The sequence below is a fragment of the Pseudoruegeria sp. SHC-113 genome (genome assembly GCF_025376885.1).
GTDB lineage: Bacteria > Pseudomonadota > Alphaproteobacteria > Rhodobacterales > Rhodobacteraceae > Pseudoruegeria.
On record NZ_JAHUBR010000005.1, the window covers coordinates 1 to 25837 of the forward strand.

At 64.9% G+C, this 25837-nt stretch carries 21 protein-coding genes; 6 read left to right on the forward strand and 15 right to left on the reverse strand.

Features of this window, described 5'->3' with window-relative positions; all coding sequences use genetic code 11:
- The 5 genes from KVX96_RS18435 to KVX96_RS18455 all read right to left on the reverse strand — a co-directional run.
- A partial coding sequence (locus KVX96_RS18435) for a carbohydrate ABC transporter permease (RefSeq protein WP_261196299.1) occupies positions 1 to 594 on the reverse strand: 594 nt, incomplete at its 3' end.
- 90 nt (positions 595 to 684) lie between these two features.
- Positions 685 to 1941: an ABC transporter substrate-binding protein gene (locus KVX96_RS18440; protein WP_261196300.1), complete on the reverse strand. Its 1257-nt coding sequence runs from the start codon at positions 1939 to 1941 to the stop codon at positions 685 to 687.
- Between the two features lie 38 nt (positions 1942 to 1979).
- Positions 1980 to 3506, reverse strand: a complete 1527-nt coding sequence (locus KVX96_RS18445; protein WP_261196303.1) for an aldehyde dehydrogenase family protein — start codon at positions 3504 to 3506, stop codon at positions 1980 to 1982.
- Positions 3507 to 3509: 3 nt separating this feature from the next.
- Positions 3510 to 4277, reverse strand: a complete 768-nt coding sequence (locus tag KVX96_RS18450) for an enoyl-CoA hydratase/isomerase family protein (RefSeq protein WP_261196305.1) — start codon at positions 4275 to 4277, stop codon at positions 3510 to 3512.
- Positions 4274 to 5845, reverse strand: coding sequence for an acyl CoA:acetate/3-ketoacid CoA transferase (locus KVX96_RS18455; RefSeq protein WP_261196306.1), 1572 nt, complete (start codon positions 5843 to 5845; stop codon positions 4274 to 4276). The genes KVX96_RS18450 and KVX96_RS18455 overlap by 4 nt, the downstream gene beginning before the upstream one ends.
- Positions 5846 to 6086: 241 nt before the next feature.
- Here KVX96_RS18455 and KVX96_RS18460 point away from each other — a divergent pair, with 241 nt between their 5' ends.
- Positions 6087 to 7139 carry a homocysteine S-methyltransferase family protein gene (locus KVX96_RS18460; RefSeq protein WP_261196307.1) on the forward strand — a complete coding sequence of 351 codons (1053 nt, stop codon included), beginning with the start codon at positions 6087 to 6089 and terminating at the stop codon, positions 7137 to 7139.
- On the forward strand, positions 7139 to 9868 hold the full coding sequence (gene metH, locus KVX96_RS18465) for a methionine synthase (protein ID WP_261196308.1): 2730 nt from the start codon (positions 7139 to 7141) through the stop codon (positions 9866 to 9868). The genes KVX96_RS18460 and metH overlap by 1 nt, the downstream gene beginning before the upstream one ends.
- A 229-nt stretch (positions 9869 to 10097) precedes the next feature.
- Here the strand turns inward: metH and KVX96_RS18470 are convergent, their stop codons facing one another.
- The 10 genes from KVX96_RS18470 to dctP all read right to left on the reverse strand — a co-directional run bounded on the left by KVX96_RS18470 (position 10098) and on the right by dctP (position 21250).
- Positions 10098 to 11618, reverse strand: a complete 1521-nt coding sequence (locus KVX96_RS18470) for an aldehyde dehydrogenase (NADP(+)) (RefSeq protein WP_261196309.1) — start codon at positions 11616 to 11618, stop codon at positions 10098 to 10100.
- A gap of 105 nt (positions 11619 to 11723) precedes the next feature.
- Positions 11724 to 12401, reverse strand: coding sequence for a GntR family transcriptional regulator (locus KVX96_RS18475; protein WP_261196310.1), 678 nt, complete (start codon positions 12399 to 12401; stop codon positions 11724 to 11726).
- 264 nt (positions 12402 to 12665) lie between these two features.
- Positions 12666 to 13610 carry a cyclase family protein gene (locus KVX96_RS18480; protein ID WP_261196311.1) on the reverse strand — a complete coding sequence of 315 codons (945 nt, stop codon included), beginning with the start codon at positions 13608 to 13610 and terminating at the stop codon, positions 12666 to 12668.
- A gap of 255 nt (positions 13611 to 13865) precedes the next feature.
- Positions 13866 to 14891, reverse strand: coding sequence for a trans-3-hydroxy-L-proline dehydratase (locus KVX96_RS18485; RefSeq protein ID WP_261196312.1), 1026 nt, complete (start codon positions 14889 to 14891; stop codon positions 13866 to 13868).
- Positions 14892 to 14904: 13 nt separating this feature from the next.
- Positions 14905 to 16143 (reverse strand): NAD(P)/FAD-dependent oxidoreductase, encoded by a 1239-nt coding sequence (locus KVX96_RS18490; RefSeq protein WP_261196314.1) that lies wholly within the window; start codon positions 16141 to 16143, stop codon positions 14905 to 14907.
- 1 nt (position 16144) lies between these two features.
- A complete protein-coding gene (locus KVX96_RS18495; RefSeq protein WP_261196315.1) occupies positions 16145 to 17086 on the reverse strand; it encodes a proline racemase family protein in 942 nt (313 codons plus the stop codon).
- Positions 17077 to 18036, reverse strand: a complete 960-nt coding sequence (locus tag KVX96_RS18500; RefSeq protein WP_261196316.1) for a dihydrodipicolinate synthase family protein — start codon at positions 18034 to 18036, stop codon at positions 17077 to 17079. The genes KVX96_RS18495 and KVX96_RS18500 overlap by 10 nt, the downstream gene beginning before the upstream one ends.
- A 284-nt stretch (positions 18037 to 18320) precedes the next feature.
- Positions 18321 to 19610 (reverse strand): TRAP transporter large permease, encoded by a 1290-nt coding sequence (locus KVX96_RS18505; RefSeq protein ID WP_261196317.1) that lies wholly within the window; start codon positions 19608 to 19610, stop codon positions 18321 to 18323.
- Complete coding sequence (locus KVX96_RS18510) at positions 19607 to 20161, reverse strand: TRAP transporter small permease (protein ID WP_261196318.1); 555 nt, start codon at positions 20159 to 20161, stop codon at positions 19607 to 19609. Before KVX96_RS18510 ends, KVX96_RS18505 begins: the two co-directional genes overlap by 4 nt.
- Positions 20162 to 20251: 90 nt before the next feature.
- Positions 20252 to 21250, reverse strand: coding sequence for a TRAP transporter substrate-binding protein DctP (dctP, locus tag KVX96_RS18515; protein WP_261196319.1), 999 nt, complete (start codon positions 21248 to 21250; stop codon positions 20252 to 20254).
- A gap of 377 nt (positions 21251 to 21627) precedes the next feature.
- On the opposite strand from dctP, the gene KVX96_RS18520 reads away from it, so the two are divergent.
- The 4 genes from KVX96_RS18520 (at position 21628) to KVX96_RS18535 (ending at position 25750) form a co-directional block, all read left to right on the forward strand.
- Positions 21628 to 22440 (forward strand): CPBP family intramembrane glutamic endopeptidase, encoded by an 813-nt coding sequence (locus KVX96_RS18520; protein ID WP_261196320.1) that lies wholly within the window; start codon positions 21628 to 21630, stop codon positions 22438 to 22440.
- A gap of 69 nt (positions 22441 to 22509) precedes the next feature.
- A complete protein-coding gene (locus KVX96_RS18525) occupies positions 22510 to 22800 on the forward strand; it encodes a lipoprotein (protein ID WP_261196321.1) in 291 nt (96 codons plus the stop codon).
- A 180-nt stretch (positions 22801 to 22980) separates the two neighbouring features.
- Positions 22981 to 24039, forward strand: a complete 1059-nt coding sequence (locus KVX96_RS18530) for a hypothetical protein (protein WP_261196322.1) — start codon at positions 22981 to 22983, stop codon at positions 24037 to 24039.
- An 85-nt stretch (positions 24040 to 24124) separates the two neighbouring features.
- A complete protein-coding gene (locus KVX96_RS18535) occupies positions 24125 to 25750 on the forward strand; it encodes a sulfatase-like hydrolase/transferase (protein ID WP_261196323.1) in 1626 nt (541 codons plus the stop codon).
- The last annotated feature ends 87 nt before the right edge of the window (positions 25751 to 25837 follow it).

The following is a 25837-nucleotide window of genomic DNA, read 5'->3' on the forward strand; positions in this document are numbered from 1 at the left end:
CTGCGCGGCCTTCAGGATCTCGTTGTCGATCCCGCGCAGTCCTGCAAGGAACATCGCCATCACGAAGCCCGAGGTCTGCCAGACAGCGGCCAGCACCACCGTGTAGATCGCGTAATCGCGGTTCTTGATCCAGTCGAACTGGAAGCTCTCCCAGCCCCATGTCTGCAGCACGTTCTCAAGCCCGATGCCGGGATCGAGGAACCATTTCCACGCGGTGCCCGTGACGATGAACGAAAGCGCCATCGGGTAGAGGTAGACGGTGCGGATCACCCCTTCGGCGCGGATCTTCTGATCGAGGAAGATCGCCAGCCCAAGGCCCAGCACCGTGCAGATCGAGATGTAGAGCGCGGCAAACACGCCCATGTTCTTGAGCGAGATTTCCCAATGGCTGAGTCGCCAGAGCTTGGAGTAGTTTTCCCACCCCACCAAGCCGAACGAGGGCAGAAGGCGGCTGTCGGTAAAGGACAGGTAGACCGAGAAAATGATGAAGCCGTAGACAAAGACCAGAACCATGGCCAGCGACGGCGAGAGCACCAGTTTCGGCAGCCATGTCTGCAGCCGCGTCTTGAAATCCGCGTTGGCCATCTGTGCCATCACGCGCCCCCCTTCAGGCAATTTGGATGTGTTCAGGGTGTGGCGGAGCGGCTCAGGACCCCGCTCCGCCACGGGAGGATCGCTCAGTGCTTACTGGGCGATTTCCACGGCATCGACGAGCTCCAGCACCGCTTCAGCGCTGTCGAACTCACCGTTGAAGTGGGCGGTGATCACGTCATACATGGCATTTTTCACCGCGGCCGGGTTGGCGTGGCCGTGGGCCATGGAGCCAAACAGGTTGCCGCTGGAAGCCGCCGCAGCGAGATCGGCCATGCCTTTCTTGCCGCAATCGTCGAAGGCTTCGTCCGATACATCCGTGCGCGCCGGGACAGAGCCCTTCACCACGTTGAAGGCGGATTGGAACGAGGGCGACAGGATCGCGGAGGCCAGCGCGGCCTGTTCCTTGGACACCGCGCCGCCCTGATCGAACATCATGAACTGATCGGCGTTGAAGGTGACCTGATCCTGCGTGCCGGGGAAGCGGAAGCAGAGGAAATCCGCGCCTGGTGCCTTGCCGGCGTTCAAAAACTCGCCCTTGGCCCAATCGCCCATCATCTGGAACCCGGCCTCGCCATTGATCACCATCGCGGTGGCGAGGTTCCAGTCGCGGCCCGAGAAGTTCTCATCCACATTGGCGCGGATCACGGCCATGCGGTCGAAGGCTTCCTTCATCGCGTCCGAGCCGAGCACCTCGGCGTCCAGATCGATGAAGGCGGCCTTGTAGCCGTCCGGCCCGAGGGTGGACATTGCGACGGCGTCAAACACCGTGGCGTCCTGCCAGGCCTGCCCGCCATGGGCGATCGGGGTGACTCCGGCGGCTTTGAGCGTCTCAAGCGCGGCGGCGAATTCCTCCCATGTTTCAGGCACGGCGATGCCATTGGCATCCAGCACCGCCTTGTTGGCCCAGACCCAGTTGGTGGAATGCACGTTCACGGGCGCGGAAACCCAAGCGCCATCGACCTTGGCAAAGGCCTGCAGCGCCTCGGGCACGACGGCATCCCAGCCCTCGGCGGCGGCCACATCATTGAGGTTGGCGAGCGCGCCTTGGTTGGCCCAGTCGAGAATGTCAAAGCCAAGGCCCTGCACGGCGGTGGGGGCATTGCCGGCGGTGACACGGGCGCGCAGCACCGTCATCGCCTGCTCGCCGCCGCCACCGGCCACGGGCATGTCCGTCCAGCCGATGCCCTGCCCTTCCAGATCCCCTTTCAGCACGTTGAGCGCCGCGGCCTCGCCGCCGGATGTCCACCAGTGCAGCACCTCCACCCCGTGGCCATCGGCCTGTGCGGCCCCGGCGGTGACAGACAGGGCCACCGCGATGGCCGTTTTCGTCTTCAGATATGAACGCATTGTTAACCTCCCTAACTGCGTTTCACGATGCAGCGCGATCAAGCCTCGCCCTGCGCAACCCAAGGTGCCCGGCTGTCGCGCCCGATGCGCATCACCACCGATTTCACCTCCAGGAATTCCTCGTAGCCGTAGCGGCCGATCTCGCGGCCCTGCCCGGATTGCTTCACCCCGCCAAAGGCCAGTTCAGGGAAGCCGTCCATCCAGGTGTTCGTCCAGACGGTGCCCGCCTGCGCGCGGCGCGCGAAGGTGAGGCAGCTGTGGATGTCATTGCTCCAGATCCCGGCCGAGAGGCCGTAATCGGAGTCATTCGTCAGCGCGATGGCCTCCTCCAGCGTGCGGAACGTCAGCACGGTGAGCACCGGGCCGAAGACCTCCTCGCGCGCGATGGCCATATCGGGCGTCACGCCGCTGATCACGGTGGGCTGGTAGAACTGCGGCCCCAGCCCCTCCACCCGCAGCGGTGCACCGCCCAGCTCCAGCCGCGCGCCCTCGGCCAAGGCGGCCTGCACATAGCCGTCGATCTTGGAGGCGTGCTCCGCCGTCACGATGGCCCCGACCTGCGTGCTTGCGTCCAGCGGGTCGCCGAAGCGCACCTTGCGCGAGAGCGCCACGACGCGGGCCACGAAATCTTCCGCAATGTCCTCATGCACTATGATCCGGCTGGAGGAATTGCAGCACTGGCCGACGTTGAAATAGATACCGAAGGTCACCGCGTCGGCGGCGTTTTGCAGATCGGCGTCGGGCAGGATCACCTGCGGGTTCTTGCCGCCCAGTTCCAGCGCCACCTTCTTGAGCGTGCCGGAAGCGGCCTGCGTGATCCGCTTGCCGACGGCGGTGGAGCCGGTGAAGGTCACCATGTCCACCGCGTCATGGGTCGTCATCCGGCTGCCCACGGGATCGCCGTAGCCCAGCACAATGTTGCACACGCCGGCGGGCAAGCCGGCCTCGATGAGCAGCTCGCCCAGCATCACGGTGGAGGAGGGCGTCATTTCCGAAGGTTTCACCACTACGGTGCAGCCTGCGGCCAGCGCGAAGGGCAGTTTCTGGCTCAGGATCCAGAAGGGAAAATTCCACGGCGTGATGACCGAGACCACCCCGATCGGCTCCTTCACCACGACGCCCAGCATATCCTCGCCCAGGCTGTTGTGGCTGTCGCCATGGGCCGTGCGCGCCAGCGCGGCGGCGTAGCGCCAAAGATCGGCTGCGCCGCCCACTTCGCCGCGCGCCTGCGTGATCGGCTTGCCGCTTTCCAGCGTCTCCTGAACCGCGATGCGCTCGACATTGGCCTCGATCAGATCGGCGACCTTCAGCAGTACGGCGGCCCGATCCTTCGCGGAGATACGACTCCAGATCCCCGCGTCAAAGGAGCGGCGGGCGGCGGAGACGGCAGCGTCAACTTCTGCTGCACTGCCGAGGGGCGCGCGGCTGACGACCACATCGTGGGAGGGCGAGACACGCTCGAAGCTTTCGCCGCCGTCGATCCATGCGCCGTCGATCAGGTGCCGCGCGGCAAAGACGGGGGGCAATTCGGAGGCCGTGGCCCGGTTGATGGTGAGATCTTTCATCGTTTACTGCCCGCTAAAATCTGGTGATCGTTTGGAGAGGAAGGCCGCGACGCCTTCGTCGCGATCAGCGCTGGCCCCGGCGGCGGCCCCGCCGAGCGCTTCGATGGCGGCGGCGCGGTCCTCGCCGACGGCGGCGTGGATCATCGCCTTGGTGATCTCGTTGGCGCGGGGCGAAACGGCGGCAAGCTCCGCCGCGATGGCCTGCGCAGCTGCGAGACTGTCCTCCGCGATCTCGGCCACGAAGCCGAAGCGAAGCGCGCGCTCCGCCGGGATGCGGCGGCCAAAGAGGGCAATGTCCTTCACCACCGACTCGGGCAGCAAGCGCAGCAGCCGCTGGCTGCCGGACCAGCCCGGCACGATGCCGACCTTGCCTTCGGGCAGCGCCAGCGTGGCGCGGGGGGTGATCACGCGGATGTCGCAGCAGGCGGCCAGTTCCAGCCCGCCACCGAAAGCATGGCCGTTCAAAGCGCCGATGGTGGGTTTGGAGAGCCGCGCCAGCCGGTCAAAGATCCGGTGGCCGTCGCGCACCCAGCTGCGGGCGAACTCCGCCGGGCTCAGCTGGCCCCATTCCGAAATATCCGCGCCGCAACAGAAAGCCTTGGGGCCCGCCCCAGTGAGGATCACGGCGCGCACATCGGGGGCGCGGTCCAGCGCGTCCAGATGGGCGGAAAGCTCCTGCAGCATACCCGTTGTCAGCGCGTTCAGCTTGGGCGCGTTCTCCAGCGTCAGCACGGCCACGGGGCCGGTGTGGGTAAGGGTGACGCAACTCATAGGCTCAGCCCCATTGGCCCCTGCGCCAGCAGATCGGCTGCCATCCGCCGGGCGTTCTCGGCCACCTGCACGCGGCCCTCGCTCGCGGCCACGATATGGGCCTGCGGATCGATGCCCGGCATGATCTCGGTAGCGACAAGCCCACTTTCGGTGAGCCGGATCACGCAGCGCTCGGTGATGTAGAGCACGTTCTGCCCCTGCTCCCGCGCCCGTTTGCCCGAGAAGGTGACATGCTCCACCTTCTCCACCATCTTGGTGAACTTGCCCGGTGCCTCGATGTTGAGCCCGGTTTCCGTAAACCCGACCTTGGCCCCGGCTTCGAACCAGCCGGAAAAAACGATGTTTTTCGCCTTTGCCGTGATGTCCACGAAGCCGCCGCAGCCCGCGGTGAGATAGGGCTTCTTGCCCAGTTTGGAGACGTTTACGTTGCCCTCTACATCCACTTCGAGGAAGGAGAGGAAGGAAACGTCAAACCCCGCGCCCTGGAAGTAGATGAACTGCTGCGGCGAGGGCATGAAGGCATCGGCGTTAGAGGCGCAGCCGAAGGCGAAACCGGTCAGCGGCATGCCCCCCACCGCGCCCTGTTCGATGGCCCATGTCACTGCTTCCGGGTGGCCCTCCTCCAACAGGATACGCGGCACCATGGCGCTGATCCCGAAGCCGAGGTTGGCCGTCATCCCGCGCTTCAGCTCCAGCGCGGCGCGGCGGGCGATGACCTTCTCGACCCCGTGCTCGGCCAGCGCGAAGCTGCTCCAGGGGCGCAGGATCTCGCCGGAGATGGCGGGATCATATTGGGTTTCGGTCGTCTGCTTCTGGTCGGGGTCCACCACGACGCAATCCACCAGATGGCCCGGCACGCGCACATCATGGGGGCGCAGCGAACCGCTGGCCGTGATGCGCTTGACCTGCGCGATCACCTGCCCGCCGTTGTTGCGCGCGGCGATGGCCTGCTCCAGCCCGCCGAGGTAGGCGCCCTCGTGTTCATAAGTCAGGTTGCCGCGCTCATCGGCGGTGGTGGCGCGCAATATGGCGACATCCGGCAGGATATTGGGGAAATGCAGCCAGGTTTTGCCGTCGAACGCCACGCGGCGCACGATAGGGGCCGCCGCTCCGCGCGCGTTCATCGCGCAGCCCTGACGCTCGGGATCCACGAAGGTGTCCAGCCCGACTTCCGTCAGCACGCCGGGGCGCTGCGCGGCGGCCTCGCGGTGCATGTCAAAGAGGATGCCGGAGGGCACGTTATAGGCGGCGACGCGATCCTCCACGATCATCTTCCAGATCGCGGGCATTTCCACGCTGGAGGGCCCCGAGGGGTAGGAGCCCGCCAGCACGCGGGCGAGCAGGCCGTCCTGCGCGATGTGGTCCATCCCTTTCACGCCATAGACATCGCCGGCGGCAATCGGGTGCAGCGCGGTGATGGCTTGCGGGTGGCCCTCAGTGGCGAAGCGCGCGCCGATGGCGGCGAGCACGGCATCCGGGCAGCCAAGGGCAGAGGAGGAGGAGACCGTCACAACAGCCCCATCGGCAATGCGCGCCACGGCCTCTGCAACGGGGACGATTTTGGACATGGCTACCTCCTTGCGCTCACGATCCGGAGCGCCTATGGAACGTTCCAAAAGTGGGTTTACTGGAACGTTCCAATTGCGTCAAGAAGGATTCTCCTGAAGCGTGGGTTTTCGTGCTTTGCTGGGGGCGGGCAGGGCGAGATTATGAGCGGGGCTCATAATAATCCCGCCAAACATTCATTTCACTTCATGTTAGCGCGGTGCTATCCCCTCCGCGCCCTTACCTGTGCTGGATGGATTCCCCATGCTGAACTTTGCCCTGCCCGAAACGCCTGCTCTGGCCCAGCTGCGTGCGCTTGCCGCCGAACGAATCCTCGTTCTGGATGGCGCGATGGGCACGATGATCCAGACGCTCGGCATGACGGAAGAGGATTTCACCGGCGGCGGCCATATCCACGGCCCCGGCTGCCGGCATCACTACCACCCGGAGCATCCGCAGCAAGGCAACAACGATCTTCTGGTGCTGACCCAGCCCAAGGCGGTGGAGGACATCCAGTTCACCTTCGCCATGGCGGGGGCCGATATTCTGGAGACCAACACGTTTTCCTCCACCACCATCGCGCAGGCCGATTACGGGCTGGAAGCGGCGGTTTTTGATCTGAACGTGGCCGGGGCGCAGGTGGCCCGCCGCGCCGCCGATCGCGCCGCCGCGGAAGATGGCAAGCCGCGCTTCGTGGCCGGGGCCGTTGGCCCGACGAACCGCACCGCCTCGATCAGCCCCGACGTGAACGATCCCGGTTATCGCGCCGTCAGCTTCGATGATCTGCGCATCGCCTATGGCCAGCAGATTGATGGCCTCATCACAGGCGGCTCCGATCTGATCCTGATCGAAACCATCTTCGACACGCTCAACGCCAAGGCGGCGATCTTTGCCGCCTTCGAGAGCTTCTCCCGCGCGGGCAAGCGGCTGCCGATCATGATCTCGGGCACGATCACCGATGCCTCCGGCCGCACGCTTTCGGGCCAGACGCCCACCGCCTTCTGGCACTCCGTCGCCCATGCCCGCCCCTTCACCGTGGGGCTGAACTGCGCGCTCGGCGCCGAGGCCATGCGCCCCCATATCACCGAGATCGCCAGCGTCGCCACGTCGCTCACCTGCGCCTATCCGAACGCCGGCCTGCCTAATGCCTTCGGCCAGTATGACGAAACCCCGGATCAAACAGCTGCGCAGGTGGCGAATTTCGCACGCGACGGGATCGTCAACGTCGTGGGCGGCTGTTGCGGAACCACGCCCGACCACATCCGCGCAATTGCGCAAGCCGTTGCCCCCTTCGCCCCCCGCAAGGTGACCGTATAATGACCCGCTACCTCCGCCTCTCTGGCCTTGAGCCTTTCGTCCTGACGCCCGACATTCCCTTCGTGAACGTCGGCGAGCGCACCAATGTCACCGGCTCGGCGCGCTTTCGCAAACTGATCGTGAACCGCGATTACGCCACCGCGCTCGATGTGGCGCGCGACCAGGTGGAAAACGGCGCCCAGATCATCGACGTCAACATGGATGAAGGGCTGATCGACAGCCGGCAGGCGATGGTCGAGTTCCTCAACCTCGTGGCCTCCGAGCCCGATATCGCCCGCGTGCCGATCATGATCGACAGCTCCAAGTGGGAGGTGATCGAGGCCGGCCTGCACTGTGTGCAGGGCAAATCGGTGGTGAACTCGGTCAGCCTGAAAGAAGGCGAGGACGCCTTCCGCCACCACGCCGGGCTCTGCCTTGCCTATGGCGCGGCCGTAGTTGTGATGGCTTTTGACGAGGCCGGGCAGGCCGACACCTTCGCGCGCAAGACCGAGATCTGCGCCCGTGCCTACCGCATTCTCGTGGAAGAGGTGGGCTTCCCGCCGGAAGACATCATCTTTGACCCCAACGTCTTTGCCGTCGCCACCGGCATCGAGGAGCACGACAATTACGGCGTCGATTTCATCGAGGCCACCCGCTGGATCCGCCAGAACCTGCCCCATGCCCATGTCTCGGGCGGGGTGTCGAACCTGTCGTTCTCCTTCCGCGGCAACGAGCCCGTGCGCGAGGCGATGCATGCGGTGTTCCTCTATCACGCGATCAAGGCGGGGATGGATATGGGCATCGTCAACGCCGGCCAATTGGCGGTTTATGACCAGATCGACCCGGCCCTGCGCGAGGCCTGCGAAGACGTGGTGCTGAACCGCACGCCGGCCAATGGCGGCAATGCCACCGAGAACCTTTTGGAGGTGGCCGAACGCTTCAAGGGCGACAAGCGCGAGGAGAAGGTGCGCGATCTGGCCTGGCGCGAGTGGCCGGTGGAAAAGCGGCTGGAACATGCACTGGTGAACGGCATCACCGAGTTCATCGAGGCTGACACCGAAGCCGCCCGGCAGCAGGCCGAGCGCCCGCTGCATGTGATCGAAGGCCCGCTGATGGCCGGGATGAACGTGGTCGGCGATCTGTTCGGCGCGGGCAAGATGTTCCTGCCGCAGGTGGTGAAATCGGCCCGCGTGATGAAACAGGCCGTCGCCGTGCTGCTGCCCTACATGGAAGAAGAGAAGCGCCAGAACGGCGGCGAGGGGCGGCAATCGGCGGGCAAGGTGCTGATGGCCACGGTGAAGGGCGATGTGCATGACATCGGCAAGAACATCGTCGGCGTCGTGCTGGCCTGCAACAACTACGAGATCGTGGATCTCGGCGTCATGGTGCCGCCGCAGAAGATCCTTGAGGTGGCCCGCGAAGAGAAGGTGGACATCATCGGGCTCTCCGGCCTGATCACGCCATCGCTGGACGAAATGGTGCATCTGGCCGCCGAGATGGAACGCGAGGGGCTCGACATCCCGCTGCTAATCGGCGGCGCGACGACGTCCAAGGTCCATACCGCCGTGAAGATCGCACCGCGCTACGTGAAGGGGCAGGCGGTGTACGTCACCGACGCGAGCCGCGCGGTGGGCGTTGTCGGCGCGCTGCTGAGCCCGGAGCAGAAGCTCGATTACGTGGCGGGCATTCAGGCCGAATATGCCGATGTGGCCGAGAAGCACGAGCGCAGCGAGCAGGCCAAGAACCGCCTGCCGCTTTCCGCCGCCCGTGGCAATGCGCTCACGCTGGACTGGGAGGGCTTCGCGCCCCATGCCCCGGGTTTCACCGGCACAAAGGTGATCGAAGATTGGGATCTTGCCGAGATCGCCCGCTACATCGACTGGACGCCCTTCTTCCAGACATGGGAGCTGCGCGGCGTCTATCCGAAGATCCTTGAGGACGAAAAACAGGGCGAAGCCGCCCGCGCGCTCTTTGACGATGCGCAAGAGATGCTTGGTAAGATCATTGCTGAGAAATGGTTCTCCCCCCGTGCTGTTATCGGCTTCTGGCCGGCCAACACCGTGGGCGATGACATCCGGCTGTTCACCGATGAGAGCCGTACTGAGGAGCTGGCCACGCTGCACACGCTGCGGCAGCAGACGTCCAAACGCGGCGGCCGCCCGAATGTGGCTCTGTCGGATTTCGTGGCGCCGCACGGCAAGGGCGCCGATCACGTGGGCGGTTTCGTCGTGACGGCGGGCCCGGAGGAAATCGCGATTGCCGAGCGGCTGGACAAGGCCAATGACAACTACGGCGCGATCCTTGTGAAGGCGCTGGCGGACCGCATCGCGGAGGCCATGGCCGAGATGCTGCACGAGCGCGTGCGGCTGGAGCATTGGGGCTACAGCGCCGACGAGGGTTTTGATCCGCAGGAGTTGATCGCCGAGCCCTACAAGGGCATCCGCCCCGCACCCGGCTATCCGGCCCAGCCCGATCACACCGAGAAGCGCACCCTGTTCAAGCTTCTGGACGCAGAGGCCGCCACCGGGGTGACGCTCACCGAAAGCATGGCTATGTGGCCCGGCTCTTCGGTGTCCGGCCTCTATATCGGCCACCCGGAGAGCTATTATTTCGGCGTCGGCAAGGTGGAGCGCGATCAAGTGGCGGATTACGCCGCGCGCAAGGGGATGGATGTGGAAGAGGCCGAGCGCTGGCTCGCGCCGGTTCTGAACTACATCCCGACCGCCGCCCCGCGCACTGCCGCCGCCTGAGCGCGACAGGGCAAAACGGGTCCTGTCGGGCCGGAAATGGCCCTGAAAAAGGAAGATGAGGCGCTGCCCGCAGCTGCTGCGCCTCATTGGTAATACAACATAATCATGATTATAGGGCTTAGTTGGCTGTCAGCTGGCCTCTGACCGGGGCCAGCGCTTTGGTCGACCGGTCGGGCGTCGCAGGATCGACCAGCGGCGTGATCTGCCGGCGCACCCTTCAGCCGCCGCCTCAGGCTTGCGGCAGCAGTGCGGCGGGGATGTCCTGGTAGCAGACGGGGCGCAGGAAACGGCGGATGGAGAGCGTGCCCACGGAGGTGGCCCCGAAGTTCGTGGAGGCCGGATAGGGGCCGCCGTGCACCATCGCGTCGCAGACCTCGACCCCGGTGGGAAAGCCGTTGGCCAACACCCGGCCCGCCTTGCGCTCGAGCACCGGCATCAGCGCGCGTGCCTCGGGCAGATCGCTCTCCTCCATCTGCAGGGTGCAGGTCAGCTGGCCTTGCAGCGCGCAGGCGACGGCCAGCCGCTCCGCCGCATCTTCGCAGGTGACGATCAGGCCCAGCGGGCCGAAGACCTCCTCCTGCAGCGCCGGATTTTCCAACCATTGCCGCGCGCTGGTGCGGTAAAGGGCGGGCCGTGCCTGACGGGGCGGGTTTTCCGCCTGCAGCAGGCATTCAACACCCTCGATGGCGGCAAGATGCTGTTGTTCGTGGCGATAGGCGGCGGCGATGCCTTCAGTGAGCATCACCTGCGCGCCTGTCTGTGCGAGGGCGGTGCGGGTGGTGGCCGCAAAGGCCTCGGCCTCGGCCTCCGCCCCTGCCCCCGCGGGCAGAAGCGCGAGGCCGGGATTGGTGCAGAACTGCCCCGCGCCCAGAGTGAGCGAGGCCGCCCAGCCAGTGGCGATCTCCGCCCCGCGCGCATGCAGCGCGCCGGGCAACACGACCATCGGGTTCACCGAGCCCAGCTCGCCGAAGAAGGGGATGGGCTCGGGCCGCGCGGCGCAGAGATCAAAGAGCGCACGGCCCCCGGTGAGCGAGCCTGTGAAGCCCACCGCCTTGATGCGCGGATGCTGCACCAGCGCCGCGCCCACGCTGCGATCCCCCCCCTGAATCAGGCTGAACACCCCCGGCGCGATGCCGCAGGCGGTGAGGGCCGCCAGAACCGCCTCGGCCACGATTTCGCCGGTGCCGGGATGGGCGGAATGGCCCTTCACGATCACCGGACAGCCAGCGGCGAGCGCGGCGGCGGTGTCGCCCCCGGCCACGGAGAAGGCGAGCGGGAAGTTTGACGCGCCAAACACCGCCACCGGCCCCACCGGGCGCTGCATCAGGCGCAGATCCGGGCGCGGCAGGGGGGCGCGGTCGGGCAGCGCGGGATCGTGGCGGGCGTCCAGATGGGCGCCCGCGCGAATGTGGCTGGCGAAGAGGCGCAGCTGGCCGGTGGTGCGCCCGCGCTCACCCTCCAGCCGCGCGGCGGGCAGGCCTGTTTCCTGCGTGCCGATCTCGGTGATTTCGGCGGCACGGGCCTCGATCTCGGCGGCGATGGTGTCAAGGAAATCGGCGCGCGCCGCAGCCGGAAGCGCGCTGTAGCTGGCGAAGGCGGCTTCTGCAGCCTCTGCCGCTGCGGCCACGTCTGCGGCGCGGCCCACCGAGTAGCTATGGCTTGGCCCATGTGCGGGTCTGGAGGTGAAACGGTCGGGGGCCGACACCCAAGTGCCGGCGATCAGGTGGTTTCCGTTAGGTGTGAAGGGCATGGGATGGGGCCTTTTCGCGCGGGGGTGGGTGAGTCTCTTCATTTATGGATATTGTATCCAATTTGAGAGCGTAGGCAACCCCTGCCCCGCCCAACCGCCGCGCATTCAGTCGGCGGCGCGGCGCTTGGCTTCGATCATCTGCAACAATTCGGATTTGGTGCGCCCGATGTGCTGGGCCAGCAAGGCCACACCGCCCTCCACATCGCCCGCGCGGGCCAGCTCCAGCAGCCTGCGGTGCTCGGCCCGCGCCTGCTCGCGCTGCTTCATCACGCTCAGATGGATGCGCACGTAGCGGTCCGAATGCAGGCTGATGCGCTCCAGCATCTCCATCGACATCGGCCGCTCCCCCGCCTTGTAGAGCGCCATGTGGTAGTCCTGGTTGAGCTTGCCCCAGGCCGCGACATCATCGGCGGCGTAGGACTCCTCCATCTTCTGCAGGATCTCCGCGCAGGCCTCGAAATCCGCAGCACTCATGGCGGGGATGGCGCGGCGGAACAGATCGCCCTCGATCAGGGCACGCAAATCGAAGATCTCGGCGATCTCTGGCAGGGAATGTTTCACCACGGTGCCGCCGCGGTTGTTCTCCCAATGGACAAGCCCCTCGGCGCTGAGCCGCTTGAGCGCCTCGCGCACCGGCATGCGGGAGACCTCGTACTCCTCGGCCAGAAGCTCCTGCCGGATCGGCTCGCCCTCGGCCAGCTCGCCGCTCAGGATGCGCCCGCGCAGGTCTTCTGCAATCATCTCCGGCAAGCTCTGCTTGTTGACCGCCCGTCTGCCCGCCATCTGACCCCCTTTTGCATTTTGGATTCAACCCGCTGCCTACAGGCAATAGCGCACCCGCGCGCGTTGCAGAAGCCCTGAGGTGGGGGGAAGAGGAGGCCAGCCAATCGCGCACGCCCCAAAAGCCGGTTTTATGGTCCTTCGAGGATCAGCGATAACCTGAACTATGCCTGCCTTTCAGTTTATTGGCGACCGTCTGCAAAGCGAGGATTGAACTGCTCACACAGAGGCGCGGGCTCAAAACGAGCCGGCCTCTGTGATGTTGCTTCAATACGCTGCCAATGGCGCGCCCGGAGAGCCGGTAGCTCCGGCGATCGGCACGGGCGAGTAAATGTAGGCAAATTCAGACACACCAGCTTCAACCAAACGCTCGGTAGCGATGTTCTCATGAATGAAAATGCCATTCTTGGGGATCAGTTCCATATGAACCGGGAAAGCCGCAGTTGGGTCAGGATTTGGGAGAACCTCAATGGCCCAGGTGTCGGCGCCTACAATTGCGATGTCCCGCTCGATCAGCCATGCGGCAGCTTCAAGACCGATGCCTGGCTCGCCAGAATTGAAGGTTGCGTTGTCCTCGATCCAGTGACGCCCCCAACCCGTATGCAGAAGTACCACATCACCTGAGCCCGGCTCATCCAGCCCCTGCGCGGCGAGTGCAGCTTCCATATCTGCCACAGTGATCTCATCTCCAGCTTCCAGAGGGGCACCACGCAGAGCGACAAAATCCAGAACGATACCACGGGTGAAGAACGGCTTGACGTGTTCAATTCCCAACTTGCGGGTGCCATTGCTGCCCACAACCTCGCTTGCCGGTGTTCCATTGTAGAACATCTGCTGAGCACCACCGATGCCGATATGGCTCAAACCGTCGAACTGAGTCCCGACCTGGCCGATTTCTGTAGCGATGAAATCGTCCATCCAAATGATCTCGTTGGACCCCAATGGCCCACCGGCCAGCCCCCGTGTACCACGCACGGCGAAGACCCGTGTACCGAACAGCGGCATGTCTGCCGTGTAGTCACGTCCAATTGAAAGCACGGTTCCCGTCTTGATCAGCGCGACGGCTTCCAAGGCCTTGTCACTGGTCATCAGGTTCGAGGCACCGGCCATGTCTTCGGGCCCATGCTTTGACGTCGTCCAGTCCTGTGCGAAGGTCACGCTTGTAGTCGCGCAAAGGGCCAAGAAAACGCCCGCCAATTTCCGAAAAGACATTATAGTATCCTCCCTATGTTCGGCCTCTCAATCCGAGACCGGTACTGCACATATTATGTTAAGAGTGCGATTTTTGGGAGTCCGGGCACTTATCCCTCACGGTTCAATCGCTTACCTCCAGCCGTGATACTGGCGGCTTGAGCTCGATGAAGCCATGTGAACAAAGCCTGCGGATCCTCGCCGTCTGGAGAGCAAATTCTACGCAAACCCGTGATGCCGCGACCTTTCGTCCAAACATCTCGTGGGAGGCGGAGCCTACACGCCCCAAGTGTCCGACAGGCGGTAGCCGCCGGGCCAGGGGTCGCTAGGGTCGAGCATGTGTTGATGCGTGCCCGCCACCCAGCCGCGCCCGCTGATTTCGGGCAGGATGGCGGGCCGGCCGGCCACTTGCGTCTGCCCAAGGATGCGCCCGATGAAGCGCGAACCGATGATGGATCGGGCCTCCAGGGTTTGGCCCACCGCCATCTGCCCGCGCGCCGCGAGCACCGCCATGCGTGCTGAAACAGCCGTGCCGGTGGGGGAGCGGTCTACCTTGCCGGGGCGGATGGCGACGGCGGAAGAGGTGGCAAAGCCTGTCTCCGTTTCCTGAAGCGGCCCGCAGAAGGCGCAGAAGGAGATGTGATCCCAACCCGCGTTTTCCGGGTGGCGAAAGCCGAGCTGCGCGTTGGCGGCCTCGGTGATCCGCACCCCCAGCTGCGCGATCTCCCACGCTTCGCTTTCCTTGATCCCGAACCCCAGCGCCTCTGCGTCCACCATCACGAAACTGTCGCCGCCATAAGCGATGTCCACGGTGATGCGCCCCAACCCCGCCACGTCGAGCCCCACGCCGAGCCTGTCGGCGAAGCTCGGCAGATTCTGCACGAAGATGCGCTCTGCCTTGCCCGCGCGGCATTGGGCGCGGATCTTCACCAGCCCGCCGGGCGCTTCCAGCAGCATCTCGGTTACGGGCTCCTGCATCGGCACGAGCCCGGTATCTAGCAACACCGTCGCCACGCAGATCGCGTTGGAGCCCGACATCGGCGGCGTGTCCTCGGGCTCCATGATGATCCAAGCCGCCTGCGCGTCCGGGTGTTTGGGCGGCACCAGAAGGTTCACATGGCGAAAAACCCCGCCGCGCGGCTCGTTCAGCACGAAATTGCGCAAGGTCTGATCGCGGGCGATGAAGCTGCGCTGTTCCCAGAGCGTCTCTCCCGGGGGCGGCAGCACGCCGCCGACGATCACATCGCCCACTTCGCCTTCGGCATGGGCCGAAACCACATGGATCACCTTGCTGCTGCGCATCGCCCCCTCCGTGTCAGAACCGGTCTGGCCGGTAAGGCGCAAGCGGGATGGCGCTGGGGCGGCCCGCCACCAGATCGGCCACCAGCTCCGCCGTTCCCGCCGATTGCGTGAGCCCCAGATGGCCGTGGCCGAAGGCATAGATCACCTGCGGCGCGCGCGGGGCGCGGCCGATCACCGGCAGCGTGTTGGGCGTGGAGGGGCGGAACCCCATCCACTGCGTGCCGCCCGTGGTGCGCAGCCCCGGCAGGAAGCGCTTGGCGCGGCGCAGGAGCGCCTCGGCCCGGCGGTAGTTCGGCGGCAGCTGCAGCCCGCCCAGCTCCACCGCGCCGCCCACGCGCACGCCGCCGTTGATCCGGCTCACCACGAAACCATGGCCGCTGAAGGTGAGATGCGTGCGCAGGTCAAAGGCCCCTTCGGGCAGCGTGGTGTTGTAGCCGCGTTCGGTTTCCAGCGGGATGCGATCCCCCAGCCTGCGCGCCAGATGGTGGGACCACGCCCCGGCGGCCACAACCACCTTCGCCGCCGTCATCGGCCCGGTCTCGGTGCGAAGCGTCGCGCCGTCCGCCGTGGCCTCAAGCGCCTGCACATTGGCCTGCGCAATGCGCCCGCCCGCCTGCTGGAAGGCTTGCGCCAGATGCTGCACCCAGGCCAGCGGATCGCGCGTGTTCATCCAGTCCGGCGTGAAGCCCGCATGGGTGAAGCGCGCATCAAGCCCCGGCTGGATCTCGGCAATCGCGCCGGGGCTGGCGAGCAGCTCGTAGCGGATGCCGTGCTGGCGGCGCAGCTCCCAGGCGGGCAGGCTCGCGCGGTACTGCGCTTCGCCCTCATAAAGCTGCAACTGCCCGTCACGCTGGATCAGCGCCTCGCCCTTGGTGGCAGCGATCTGGCGTTCGGTGGCCTCTCGCGCCAGCCCCATCAGCGCGGCCTGCGCGCTGACGGAGGCGTCGTGGCGATCCTTCCAGCTTGCGCGCCAGAAGCGCAGCATCCACGGCGTGATCTGCAGCGCGTAGCGCGGCGGGATCGCCAGCGGCCCGAGCGGATCGAGCAGCCAGCCCGGCGCCTTGCGCAGGATGCCGGGCGAGGCCAGCGGCATGATGTCGGTGAAGGCAAAAGCGCCCGCGTTCCCGCGCGAGGCCCCGGCGGCCACGCCTTCGCGGTCCAGCACCGTCACGCTGTGGCCCTCGCGCGCCAAGGCCAGCGCCGCGCTCAAGCCCACAACGCCCGCGCCGATCACGATGATCTCTTGTGTCATGTCAGCCCCCCTGCCCCGCGCCAATGCCACCCCGGAACGGATCGTCCGGCGCAAACAGAAGCCGGCTTTCGGCCATCACATGGGCCTGCCCGGTGAGCGTCGGCATCACGCCGCCGCCCGGCCCCGATTGGTAGGAGATCCGGTAGCGGCTGCCGATCGCGCTTTCCAAGATGATCTCCTGCCCCGGTGCGAGCGTGCCCTCTTCGGCCATGCAGGCCACGAAGGCAGAGCTTCCGGTACCGCAGGGGGAGCGGTCGTATTCATCATCTGGGCAGAGCACAAAGTTGCGTCGATGGACCTGCGGATCAGAGCTTTGCCCCGACAGGATCACGTGATCGACCGGCTCACCCTTGGGGCCATTGAGCCCCGCCCTGTGGCAGGCCTCGCGCACTGCAATGGAAAGTGCGGTGAGCGCCGGAATATTGGCGTGCTGCACGGGGAGCGGCGACTCCGCGATGAAGAACCAGTTGCCACCATAGGCCAGATCGCCCGTAAGCGGCCCATGGCCCGCCACCTCGACCGTCACAGCGCGCCGAATGCGGCGGCTTTCGATGTTTGTGACAGAGACCGTGTTCGCATCCTGAAGCTCCACCGCCACGGTGCCCGCCGGCGTGTCGATCCGGTGCAGGCCGGGGGCGATGCGGCCCAGATCGGCGAGCGAAACCGCCAGCCCGATGGTGCCATGGCCGCACATGCCCAGCACGGCCTCGCGATCGAAGTAGATCACACCGGCGGCGCTCTGCGGATCGTCCGGTGGCAGCAACAGCGCCGCCACCATCCCCGGCTGGCCGCGCGGCTCGCGCAGGACGGCCTCACAGAAGCCCCAATGATCCCGCGCCAGCACCCCGGCGCGTTCCTTCAGAGAGCCCGCGCCCAGTTCGGGCGCGCCCTCAAGGATCAGCCGCGTGGGCATGCCACCGGTGTGGCTGTCGATCACATGCATTCAGCGATAACCCCGCCCTGTTTGCTCCAGTCGGCAAACCAGTTGCGGAACTGGGTGTACTGCAGCGTGCAGTAATTGCGCTGCGCGTCGCTCAGCTCGTCGGTTTCCACGAAATGCAGGCGGTATTCCTCCTCGCCGTTCAGGACGAGCAGGTATTTGTAATAGAGCACCAGATCCGTGCCCTCGTCGAAACTCGCGAGCACACCGAAGGCTTCCTCCAGCTCGCGCGCGCGGACCCGCGCCTCGGCATGGCCTTCTGCCGCCTTCTGCGCCAGCGCGGCCAGCAGAAGCGCCTCCTTGGGCAGGGCCGTGCCGATCCCGGTGATGGAACCGGTTGCCCCGCAGTTGACGAAACCGTGGTAGACCTCGGTGTCTACGCCGACCATCAGCGTCACCTCGCTGTCGCGGCTGGTGATATGCTCGGCGGCGTAGCGCAGATCGTCCTTGCCGCCGAACTCCTTGAAGCCGACGAGATTGGGGTGCGCCGCGCGAAGGGCGAAGAAGAGATCGGCGCGGGTGGCGAAGCCGTAGACAGGGCTGTTGTAGATGATCGCCGGAATATCGGGCGCAGCCGTGAGGATCGCCTTGAAGTGGTTCTCCTGCGCCGCCACCGAGGCCCCGCGCGAGAGCACGCGCGGGATCACCATGAGCCCCGCCGCGCCCACCTTCTGGGCATGGGCGGCATGGGCCACGGCGGAGGCTGGTCTGATCGCGCCTGTGCCCACAACCGTCGGCACCCCGGCGGCCACAAGCCGCTCCACGCCCGTCATGCGCTGCTGATCTGTGAGCAGAGGCCAATCGCCCATCGAACCGCAGTAGACCACCGCCGACATCCCCGCCGCGATCATCTCCTGCCCCTTGCGCACCAGCGCGTCGAAATCGGGGGTGCGGTCGGGCCGGCACGGGGTCATGAGGGCGGGCATGGTGCCCGTAAAGACGTTCTGAGGCATGGGTGCTCCTGTTTATCTGTTCCGCCGCCCACGCGGCCCGGTGTGATGCGGGCCGCTCGGGGCCCGGCCGCCGCCATTTCTCAAGGCAACCCCGGAAATCACGACTCGGCAAGAGGGTTGTACTAAAATTGGATCCAAAATCCAATAATGATTTTTCTCTCAGCCCGTTTTTTGCCCCTCCACCCGACGCAAAGCACAAAAAAGCCGGTGCACAGGGCATCGGCTTTGGAGGCGGCGCACAAACATGGCCTGCGCACCGGGGAGGACCGGGGGAAGACTGGGGTTCAGCCCAGCAGCAGTTCTGGCAGCCACAGCGCCAAAGCAGGAACGAATGTCGTGAGCAGAAGCGTCGGCAGCCAGGCGAAGAGAATGAACATCAGCGTCGGCCAGAGCATCCGCGCCACCGGCGTGTCCGTCACCTGCGCGCCCAGATACAGAAGCGGCGCGGTGGGGGGCGTGATGTTGGCCATGCCGAGGTTCACCCCGATCACAGCGGCGAAATGGATCGGATCCATCCCCACGCTCTGGGCAATCGGCAGCAGGATCGGGGTGGAGAGCAGCAGGCCCGAGATGTCGTCCATCAGCATCCCGATCAGGATCATCACCACGTTGATCATCAGCAGGATCACCACCGGGTTGTCCGACACCGCATAAACCATCCGCTGCGCCATCTGTGGCGCGCCCTGGGCAATCAGCGCGTCCGAGACGATGAGCACCATGAAGATCATCACCATGACAACGCCAATGGTGATGCCCGAACTGAGCAGCGTCTCGGCCAGCCCGCGCCATGTGAGGCCTTTGTAGAAATAGATGGCAATTGGCACCGCGTAGACAACGGCGATCCCGGCGGCTTCCGTGGGCGTCATCACCCCGCCGTAGATCCCGCCCAGAATGATGATCGGCATCATCAGCGCCGGCCCCGCCAGCCGCCCCTGCCGCTTGAGCGCGGGCAGGAAGGGGCTTGGGCGTTCGGTCAGTGCGATGCCTGTGTGTTTGCGCAGCATCACCTGATTGGTGAGGATCAGCAGCGTGATCAGGATGAAGGCCGGGATGACGGTGGAGAGAAAGCATTTCAGCACATGCTGCTGCGCCACCCAGCCATAAAGGATGTGCGACGCACTCGGCGGGATCAGAAGCCCGAGCGGGCTCGCGCACACCAGCAGCGCCGCCGATTGGCCCTGCGGATAGCGGGCCTTCTTCAGATGCGGCGTCATGATGCTGCCGATGCAGGTGAGCGTCGAATTCGCACTGCCCGCGATGGAGCCGAAAACCCCGCAGGCCAGCACCGCCGCCGCGCTCAGCCCGCCCTTCAAATGGCCGATGAACATCTCGGCGAGCGCCACCAGCGGCGCAGCGATGCGGCCCTTCTCCATTACCCCGCCCGCGATCATGAAGAGCGGGATGGCGAGCAGCACCAGCGAGCGCAGCCCGGTGGAGCCCGTCGGCAGATAGCCGGTGATCGACTGATCCCCCACCAGCGCGATGAAGATCAGCACCGCCCCGAAGGCAACGAAAACGCTCACCCCCAGAAGCAGCATGGCGCAGACAATGAAAAGGCTTCCAGCGATGATCATGCCTGTGCCTCCCCGGCCCGCTCCGAGCGCAGCGGCAGGCCCAGCCCTTTGCGGATGTGGACATAAAGATAGGCCGCCGAGAAGAGCGCCATGAAGCCGAAGGCAATGGTGATCGCGATCCGCCACGAGACGAAGGGAATGCGCAGCGCCGGTGTGGCGCGCAGGCGCGGGAAAGAGAAATCGTCCAGCAGCGAGGCCCAGCAGGCGTAGACGATGAAGAGCGTCACCCCCAGTTCGATCAGCAGCACGATGAAGCCCCGCCACCAGATCACGCGCGGGTTCTTGAGCGTGATGTCCAGCAGATCAGCGTTGATGTGCAGCTTGCGCTCCGAGGCCAGAACCGCTCCGGCGAAGAACCCGACAAGGCTCACGGCCAGCAGCCATTCCTCGTAAGCGAAAAGATCGCCCCCCAGCCCGTAGCGGACAATCACCACAAGGCCGAAGGTCACCGCCATCAACGCGCCCGAAAGCACGGTTATCGCCTTCATCCCCACCATCGCCCAGGCCATCGGCACCCCGATGACAGGCGGCAACTCATCCGTAATGCGCACAGCACCCTCCCCCGGCATGCCCAAAGCCCGGCGCTTTGGCGCGGGCAAATGAGCCGGGGCAGCGCGAAGGCCGCCCCGGCCCGTGGCTCTTTACTGAACCGCCGCCAGCACGCGGGCGATCACATCTGCGCCCACCGCGCCTTCCATCGTCGGCCAGATCGTGGCGCGCACATGCTCGGCCATGGCCTTCTGTTCGGCCTCGTTCAGCGACAGGATGGTGTAGCCGGAGTCGATCAGCTTCTGGCCGTAAGCCGCATCGTTCTCGCGGTTGTAGGCAAAGAAATCGGCCGAAGCGCGGGCCATGGCGGCCTCGATCACGGCGCGCTGCTCGTCGTTGAGCTTCGCGAGCGTGCGCTCGGAGCCGTAGTAGAAGGTCTGCTCCAGCAGGGAGTTGTATTCGACGAAATGGCTGCCCACGTCGGATTGCGCGAAGATCGAATAGGTGGCCGTCTTGGTGCAGCAGATCGCGCCATCCACGATGCCCGATTGCAGGGCCGGGAAAATGTCGCCCCAGGCCATCGTCGTGGCGCGGTAGCCCAGCGATTCCACCGTGGCCTTCACCGCGTTGGAGGACCAGACGCGGATGTTCATGCCCTTGTCGTCAAAGGTGTTCCAGTTCTCCGGCGCCTTGGTGGCGACGATCCCCACGAAGCCTTCCGGGTTGGCCGCCAGCACACGCACGCCGTATTCCGCCGTGATGCCCTGCAGGATCTGGTTGTAGTCCGAGCCCATGTCCAGCATCACGCGCTCCATGTCGTCATAGCTGCTGACGAGGAAGGGCATGTTGAGGAACTCCAGCCGCGGATCGGTGTCGGAATAGATAAAGGCGGAGGCGAAATCGATGTTGCCGCGCGCCACGTCCTCAAACAGCGCCTCGCCCGAGCCAAGCTGGCTGGCCGGGAAGACAGTCATCTCAAGGCCCACACCGGCGGCGTTCACCTCGGCGGCCACCTGCTCCATCATCTTCGTGCCCTGATGATCCACCGGGAAGACCCCGGCAAAGCGCAGCTTGATGTCTTCGGCCATGGCGGGCGCGCCAAGAGCCAGCGCAAGCGCCGTGGTGGCCACGGCTTTCCAGATCGGTTTCATCGGTGAGATCTCCCTTTGTGTGACGGCACGGATGCCACGGCCTGTCCGCCGGCCGCCCGCGTGCACCCCCTCCCTCGGGGTGCCTGAGCGGAGGTTATAAAGATAAAATATCCAAAATCCAATATTTTGTTATTTGGTGCACTTCTTTCCTGTAAAGCCCTGAAAAGGATAGGGATTTCCATGAGGCTCCGGTGAAAACCCTTTGGATCAAGTGAGCGGATGCGGATTGCGCAAAGGTGAGTCTGGGCCCGACGGCGAGCGGTGGGGTGGCGTCAAGAGGCGGCGGTTGAACCGAAGACGGTCACCTGCAACAGTGCCTTGTAGGAACATTACGTGCGGGCTGCGCTGGCCCCGGGAAACTGATGACGGAGCCTTGCATGCGGAACTTTTTCAGAACCCACCCGGCCACAACGGCGCTAGGGCTTACGGCTTTCTACTTTCTGGTTCTCGCTGCGCCGGGCTTCTGGGCGGACCGTGGCTTTGGCAATGATCCGGAGATGACACCCCAACAAATGCCTCTCGATCAGGTGCCGGTAGAGCTTCTGCTCGCTGCTTCGGCGCTTGCGATTGTCTGGTTTCTCGGCTGGGGCCGCAGCGCACGCATCACCTCTCGCCCGGACTGGACAGGGCTTTGGTACGTCCTGCCACCGCTGGCCTTCACCTTCCTCATCCTGACTGTTGGCTTCATTCTTCCCGGCCTTCAGACAGAGAACGGCCTTGCACTGGTATGGCAGTCTGGGCTGATTCAATCCCTCCTGCTGCTTTCACTTCTTGTAGGGGTGTTCGAAGAGGTCATGTTTCGCGGGATCGTGATGCACGGGCTGGAGCAGCGCTTCGGGGGCCTTGTCGCCTTGATCGCCTCTTCCGTCATTTTCGGCGCGATGCACTACGTCAATTTCATCGACGGCCAGAGCCTCGGCGCCACGAACAAGCAAGTGCTCCATGCGGCTGGTGTCGGCCTCCTCTATGGCGCACTGGCCTTGCGGATCGGTTCCATCTGGCCCGGTGTTCTGCTGCACGCCCTATGGGATGCAACCGTTGCACTGGCAGGCATGGGGGCCGACGCTCCTGATTCCGGAACAGGGCATGGCATTCTGCTCTTCGTGATCCAGAATTTTGAGCTCCTTTTCGGCGCTTTCGTAACTGTGATGTGGCTGCGCCACCGCCGCGCGGCCCGAGAAATAGCGTAAAAGTTGAAAACACTCGGAGCCTGTGGTCCACTGCGCCTTGTAACCATTGTAATTTTAGGACGCGCGAAGATGAAAAAAATTCTGTCGATACTTGCCGTTTTCACACTGTCGGCCACTGCCTCCCACGCATTAGAACGCTCTGTGGTGAACGCTGCCAAGGCCTGCCATGATTACCTCTGGGAGGTGCCCAAGTTCAAAGACCTTCCCAATGCCGCTATCTCGGTTTTCCCGGATGAGATGGACGGCGATACGATCATCATCAACTGGAATGTGCGCTGGGATGAGCCAACTGTCCGCGCCGCCGGAAATTGCACTGTGATCCGAGGTGAAATCGAAGGGTACGAAGACTTCACCGAATAGGATCTGAACCTCTGATCCGAATGAACGAAGCGTTCGGCAACGCCTGCGTGTCAATCAGGATGTCGTCACGATTGCTCTGAAGGCTCTTGTCGCAATGGGTGCAGCGGGGACTGCGCCGCGCGAACCGGGTATAGCAACGATCACTCGAAAGGCAGCAACATGCGCAAAGGATCCTCTCGAATGTGGTTTGTCCTTCTGGGTGTCGTGCTTTGCATCGGGGCAGCCTTTGCCATCCCGCAAGTGCGCTTTCTCTTCTTCGGTCTGCCCGAAGACAGGCTCGCCGGGCAGCCTGTCGAAACCGGTGGCGAAGGCGAGGCAGAAGCCTCAGTCGCCGATGTCGAACAGGCCCTGCGCGATGCCGGTTTGGGCAGCACACCCACACTCGGAGACATCAGCGTCGCGGGCCATCTTACCCGCCTGGAGGCCGGCGAGGTTACAGCCGAACAGCTCCTCGACTACGCGAACAACCTGCGCTTTCTGTCCCGGCGCAGCGCCGAGAGCGGGCGCCAAATTCCGGCAACCTTCTGGGACGTCGACAACGCAGCCATGGTGGCGGACGGTTGGACAAGCTACCGCGTTGTCAGCGCGCTGGCGTCCGAAAGCGGCCAGCCTTACCTTGATGCCCTCAGCGCAGCCTACGCAAGATTTCATGCGTTCAAAATGCGCGAAGCGGGATCGGAGGATACCGCCGTGGATACCGCGCTCGACCTTGTGGCGCCGATATACGCTTTCGTCCCCAAGATTCCGGCTGATCACCGGCTGGAAACCTCGCCCTATATCACCAACGACGCCCAAGCCGCGCTCTACCTCTGGCAACAGGTGCTGGTGGGGTCCACCCGGACAAACCCGCTGACGCGCGTGCAGATCTTCAACCACGGGTTCACGCGCCGGTTCCACCTCGGAACGATCTGGCAATACGACACCGGCACCGGGCAGAACAATTCCGCGATTTGGGGGCTGTCGGGCTTTGAGGATCGCTTCATCGGCGATCCCGAAAACAACACGAACCAGATCGAGCACATGTCGATCAGCATGGTGGTGCAGGGCATCCTGCGCGAACCGGTGCTCATTCTGGAAGCCTTCGAGGAGTTCGAGCGGCTTGCAGGCGAGGCCAACCGGGCCACCGCCGATGCCGATGAGGCTCTGAACGCGGCCGTGGCAGAGCACTTCGTGCCGGGTTTCGAAACGGATCTCGTCGCGGCGACCGAACGGCTGCGGGCGGCCCTGAAGGCACCCTAAGCCCGGCCCGCCCAATCGCTGTTGAATGGCTTGCAGCCTCCTGCAAGACTGCAAGCAACGGGCAGACCAAGGGGCGCGGGCCACGATGAACATCCTTTACCTTATGTTTGACCAGCTGCGGTTCGACTACCTCAGCTGCGCCGGGCACCCGACGCTGCACACCCCCCATATCGACAGCATCGCCGCCAAGGGGGTGCGTTTCACCAATGCCTACACCCAGTCGCCGATCTGCGGCCCCTCACGGATGAGCGCCTATACCGGGCGCTACCCGAGCTCACACGGTGCGCAGTGGAACGGCTACCCCCTGCGCGTGGGCGAGGCGACGCTGGGCGATCACCTGCGGGAAGCCGGCATGGGCTGCTGGCTGGTGGGCAAGACCCACATGAAGGCCGACGTTCAGGGCATGGCGCGGCTCGGGATTGCGCCCGACAGCGTAGTCGGCAAACGGCAGGCGGAATGTGGTTTTGACGTCTGGTGCCGCGATGACGGGCTCTGGGCCGTCGGCCCCGATGGCCCGTATGACAGCAAGCCCAGCCCTTATAACGACCACCTCGCCTCCAAGGGCTACGCGGGTGCAAACCCCTGGGCCGATTTCGCCAACGCGGGCCGCGAGGGCGATGACATCGCCAGCGGCTGGTTCATGCGCAACGCCGGCAAACCCGCCGCCGTGGCAGAGCAAGACAGCGAAACGCCTTGGCTCACGGGTGAGGCCATCCGCTTCATGGAGGCCACCGAGGGGCCATGGTGCGCCCATGTGAGCTACATCAAGCCCCATTGGCCCTATATCGCGCCTGCTCCCTACAACGATATGTACAGCGTGGCCGACATCCTTCCGCCGGTCCGCTCAGAGTCCGAGTTGCAGGACGCCCACCCCGTCTACAGGGCGTTCACCGAGGGGCTCGTGGGACGCAACTTCTCCCGCGACGAGGTGCGCGAGGCGGTGATCCCGGCCTATATGGGGCTGATAAAGCAGTGCGACGATCAGATCGGGCGTTTGCTGCGCTACCTGAAGGACAGCGGGCGCGATCAGGACACGATGATCGTGCTCACCTCGGACCACGGCGATTACCTCGGCGATCACTGGATGGGAGAGAAGGACCTGTTCCATGCGCCTTCCGTGAAAGTGCCGCTGATCGTCTATGATCCGCGCGCAAGCGCCGATGCCACGCGCGGCAGCACCTGCGATGCGCTGGTGGAGCTGATCGACGTCACTGCCACGCTCATCGAGGCGGCGGGCGGCGAAGTGCCTGATCACATCGTCGAAGGGCGCTCGCTGATGCCCTATGTTGAGGGGCGCGCGCATCCGAACCCGCGCGACTATGCGATCAGCGAGTATGATTATGCCTGTCACCCGGTCGGCACCGCGCTTGATGTGCCCCCACGCGACGCGCGCATGGTGATGGTGGCGACGCGGGATTGGAAACTCGTCCATTGCGAGGGCGGGCTGCCACCGATGCTGTTTGACCTGAAAAACGATCCCGACGAGCTGCGCGATCTGGGCCGCAGCGCCGATCACGCCGGGGTGCGGGCCGAGATGTATGGCCATCTGCACCACTGGGCTCGGCGGATGAGCCAGCGGCTCACCGTCTCCGACGCCCAGATCATGGCGCGCCGGTCAGGGGGCAGCAGCGGTGTGTTGCTGGGAGTGTTTGACGAGGCGGATGTGCCATTGGAAGAGAGCGCGGCCTATCGCGGCAAGGCACCGGAGTAAACAAGGGCTGAGCACTAAACCAAGGGCAGCGCCCGCACCGGGGCGGAAGCGAAGCGCCCGCCCATGGGGCGGTGCGGGCGCTGCCGG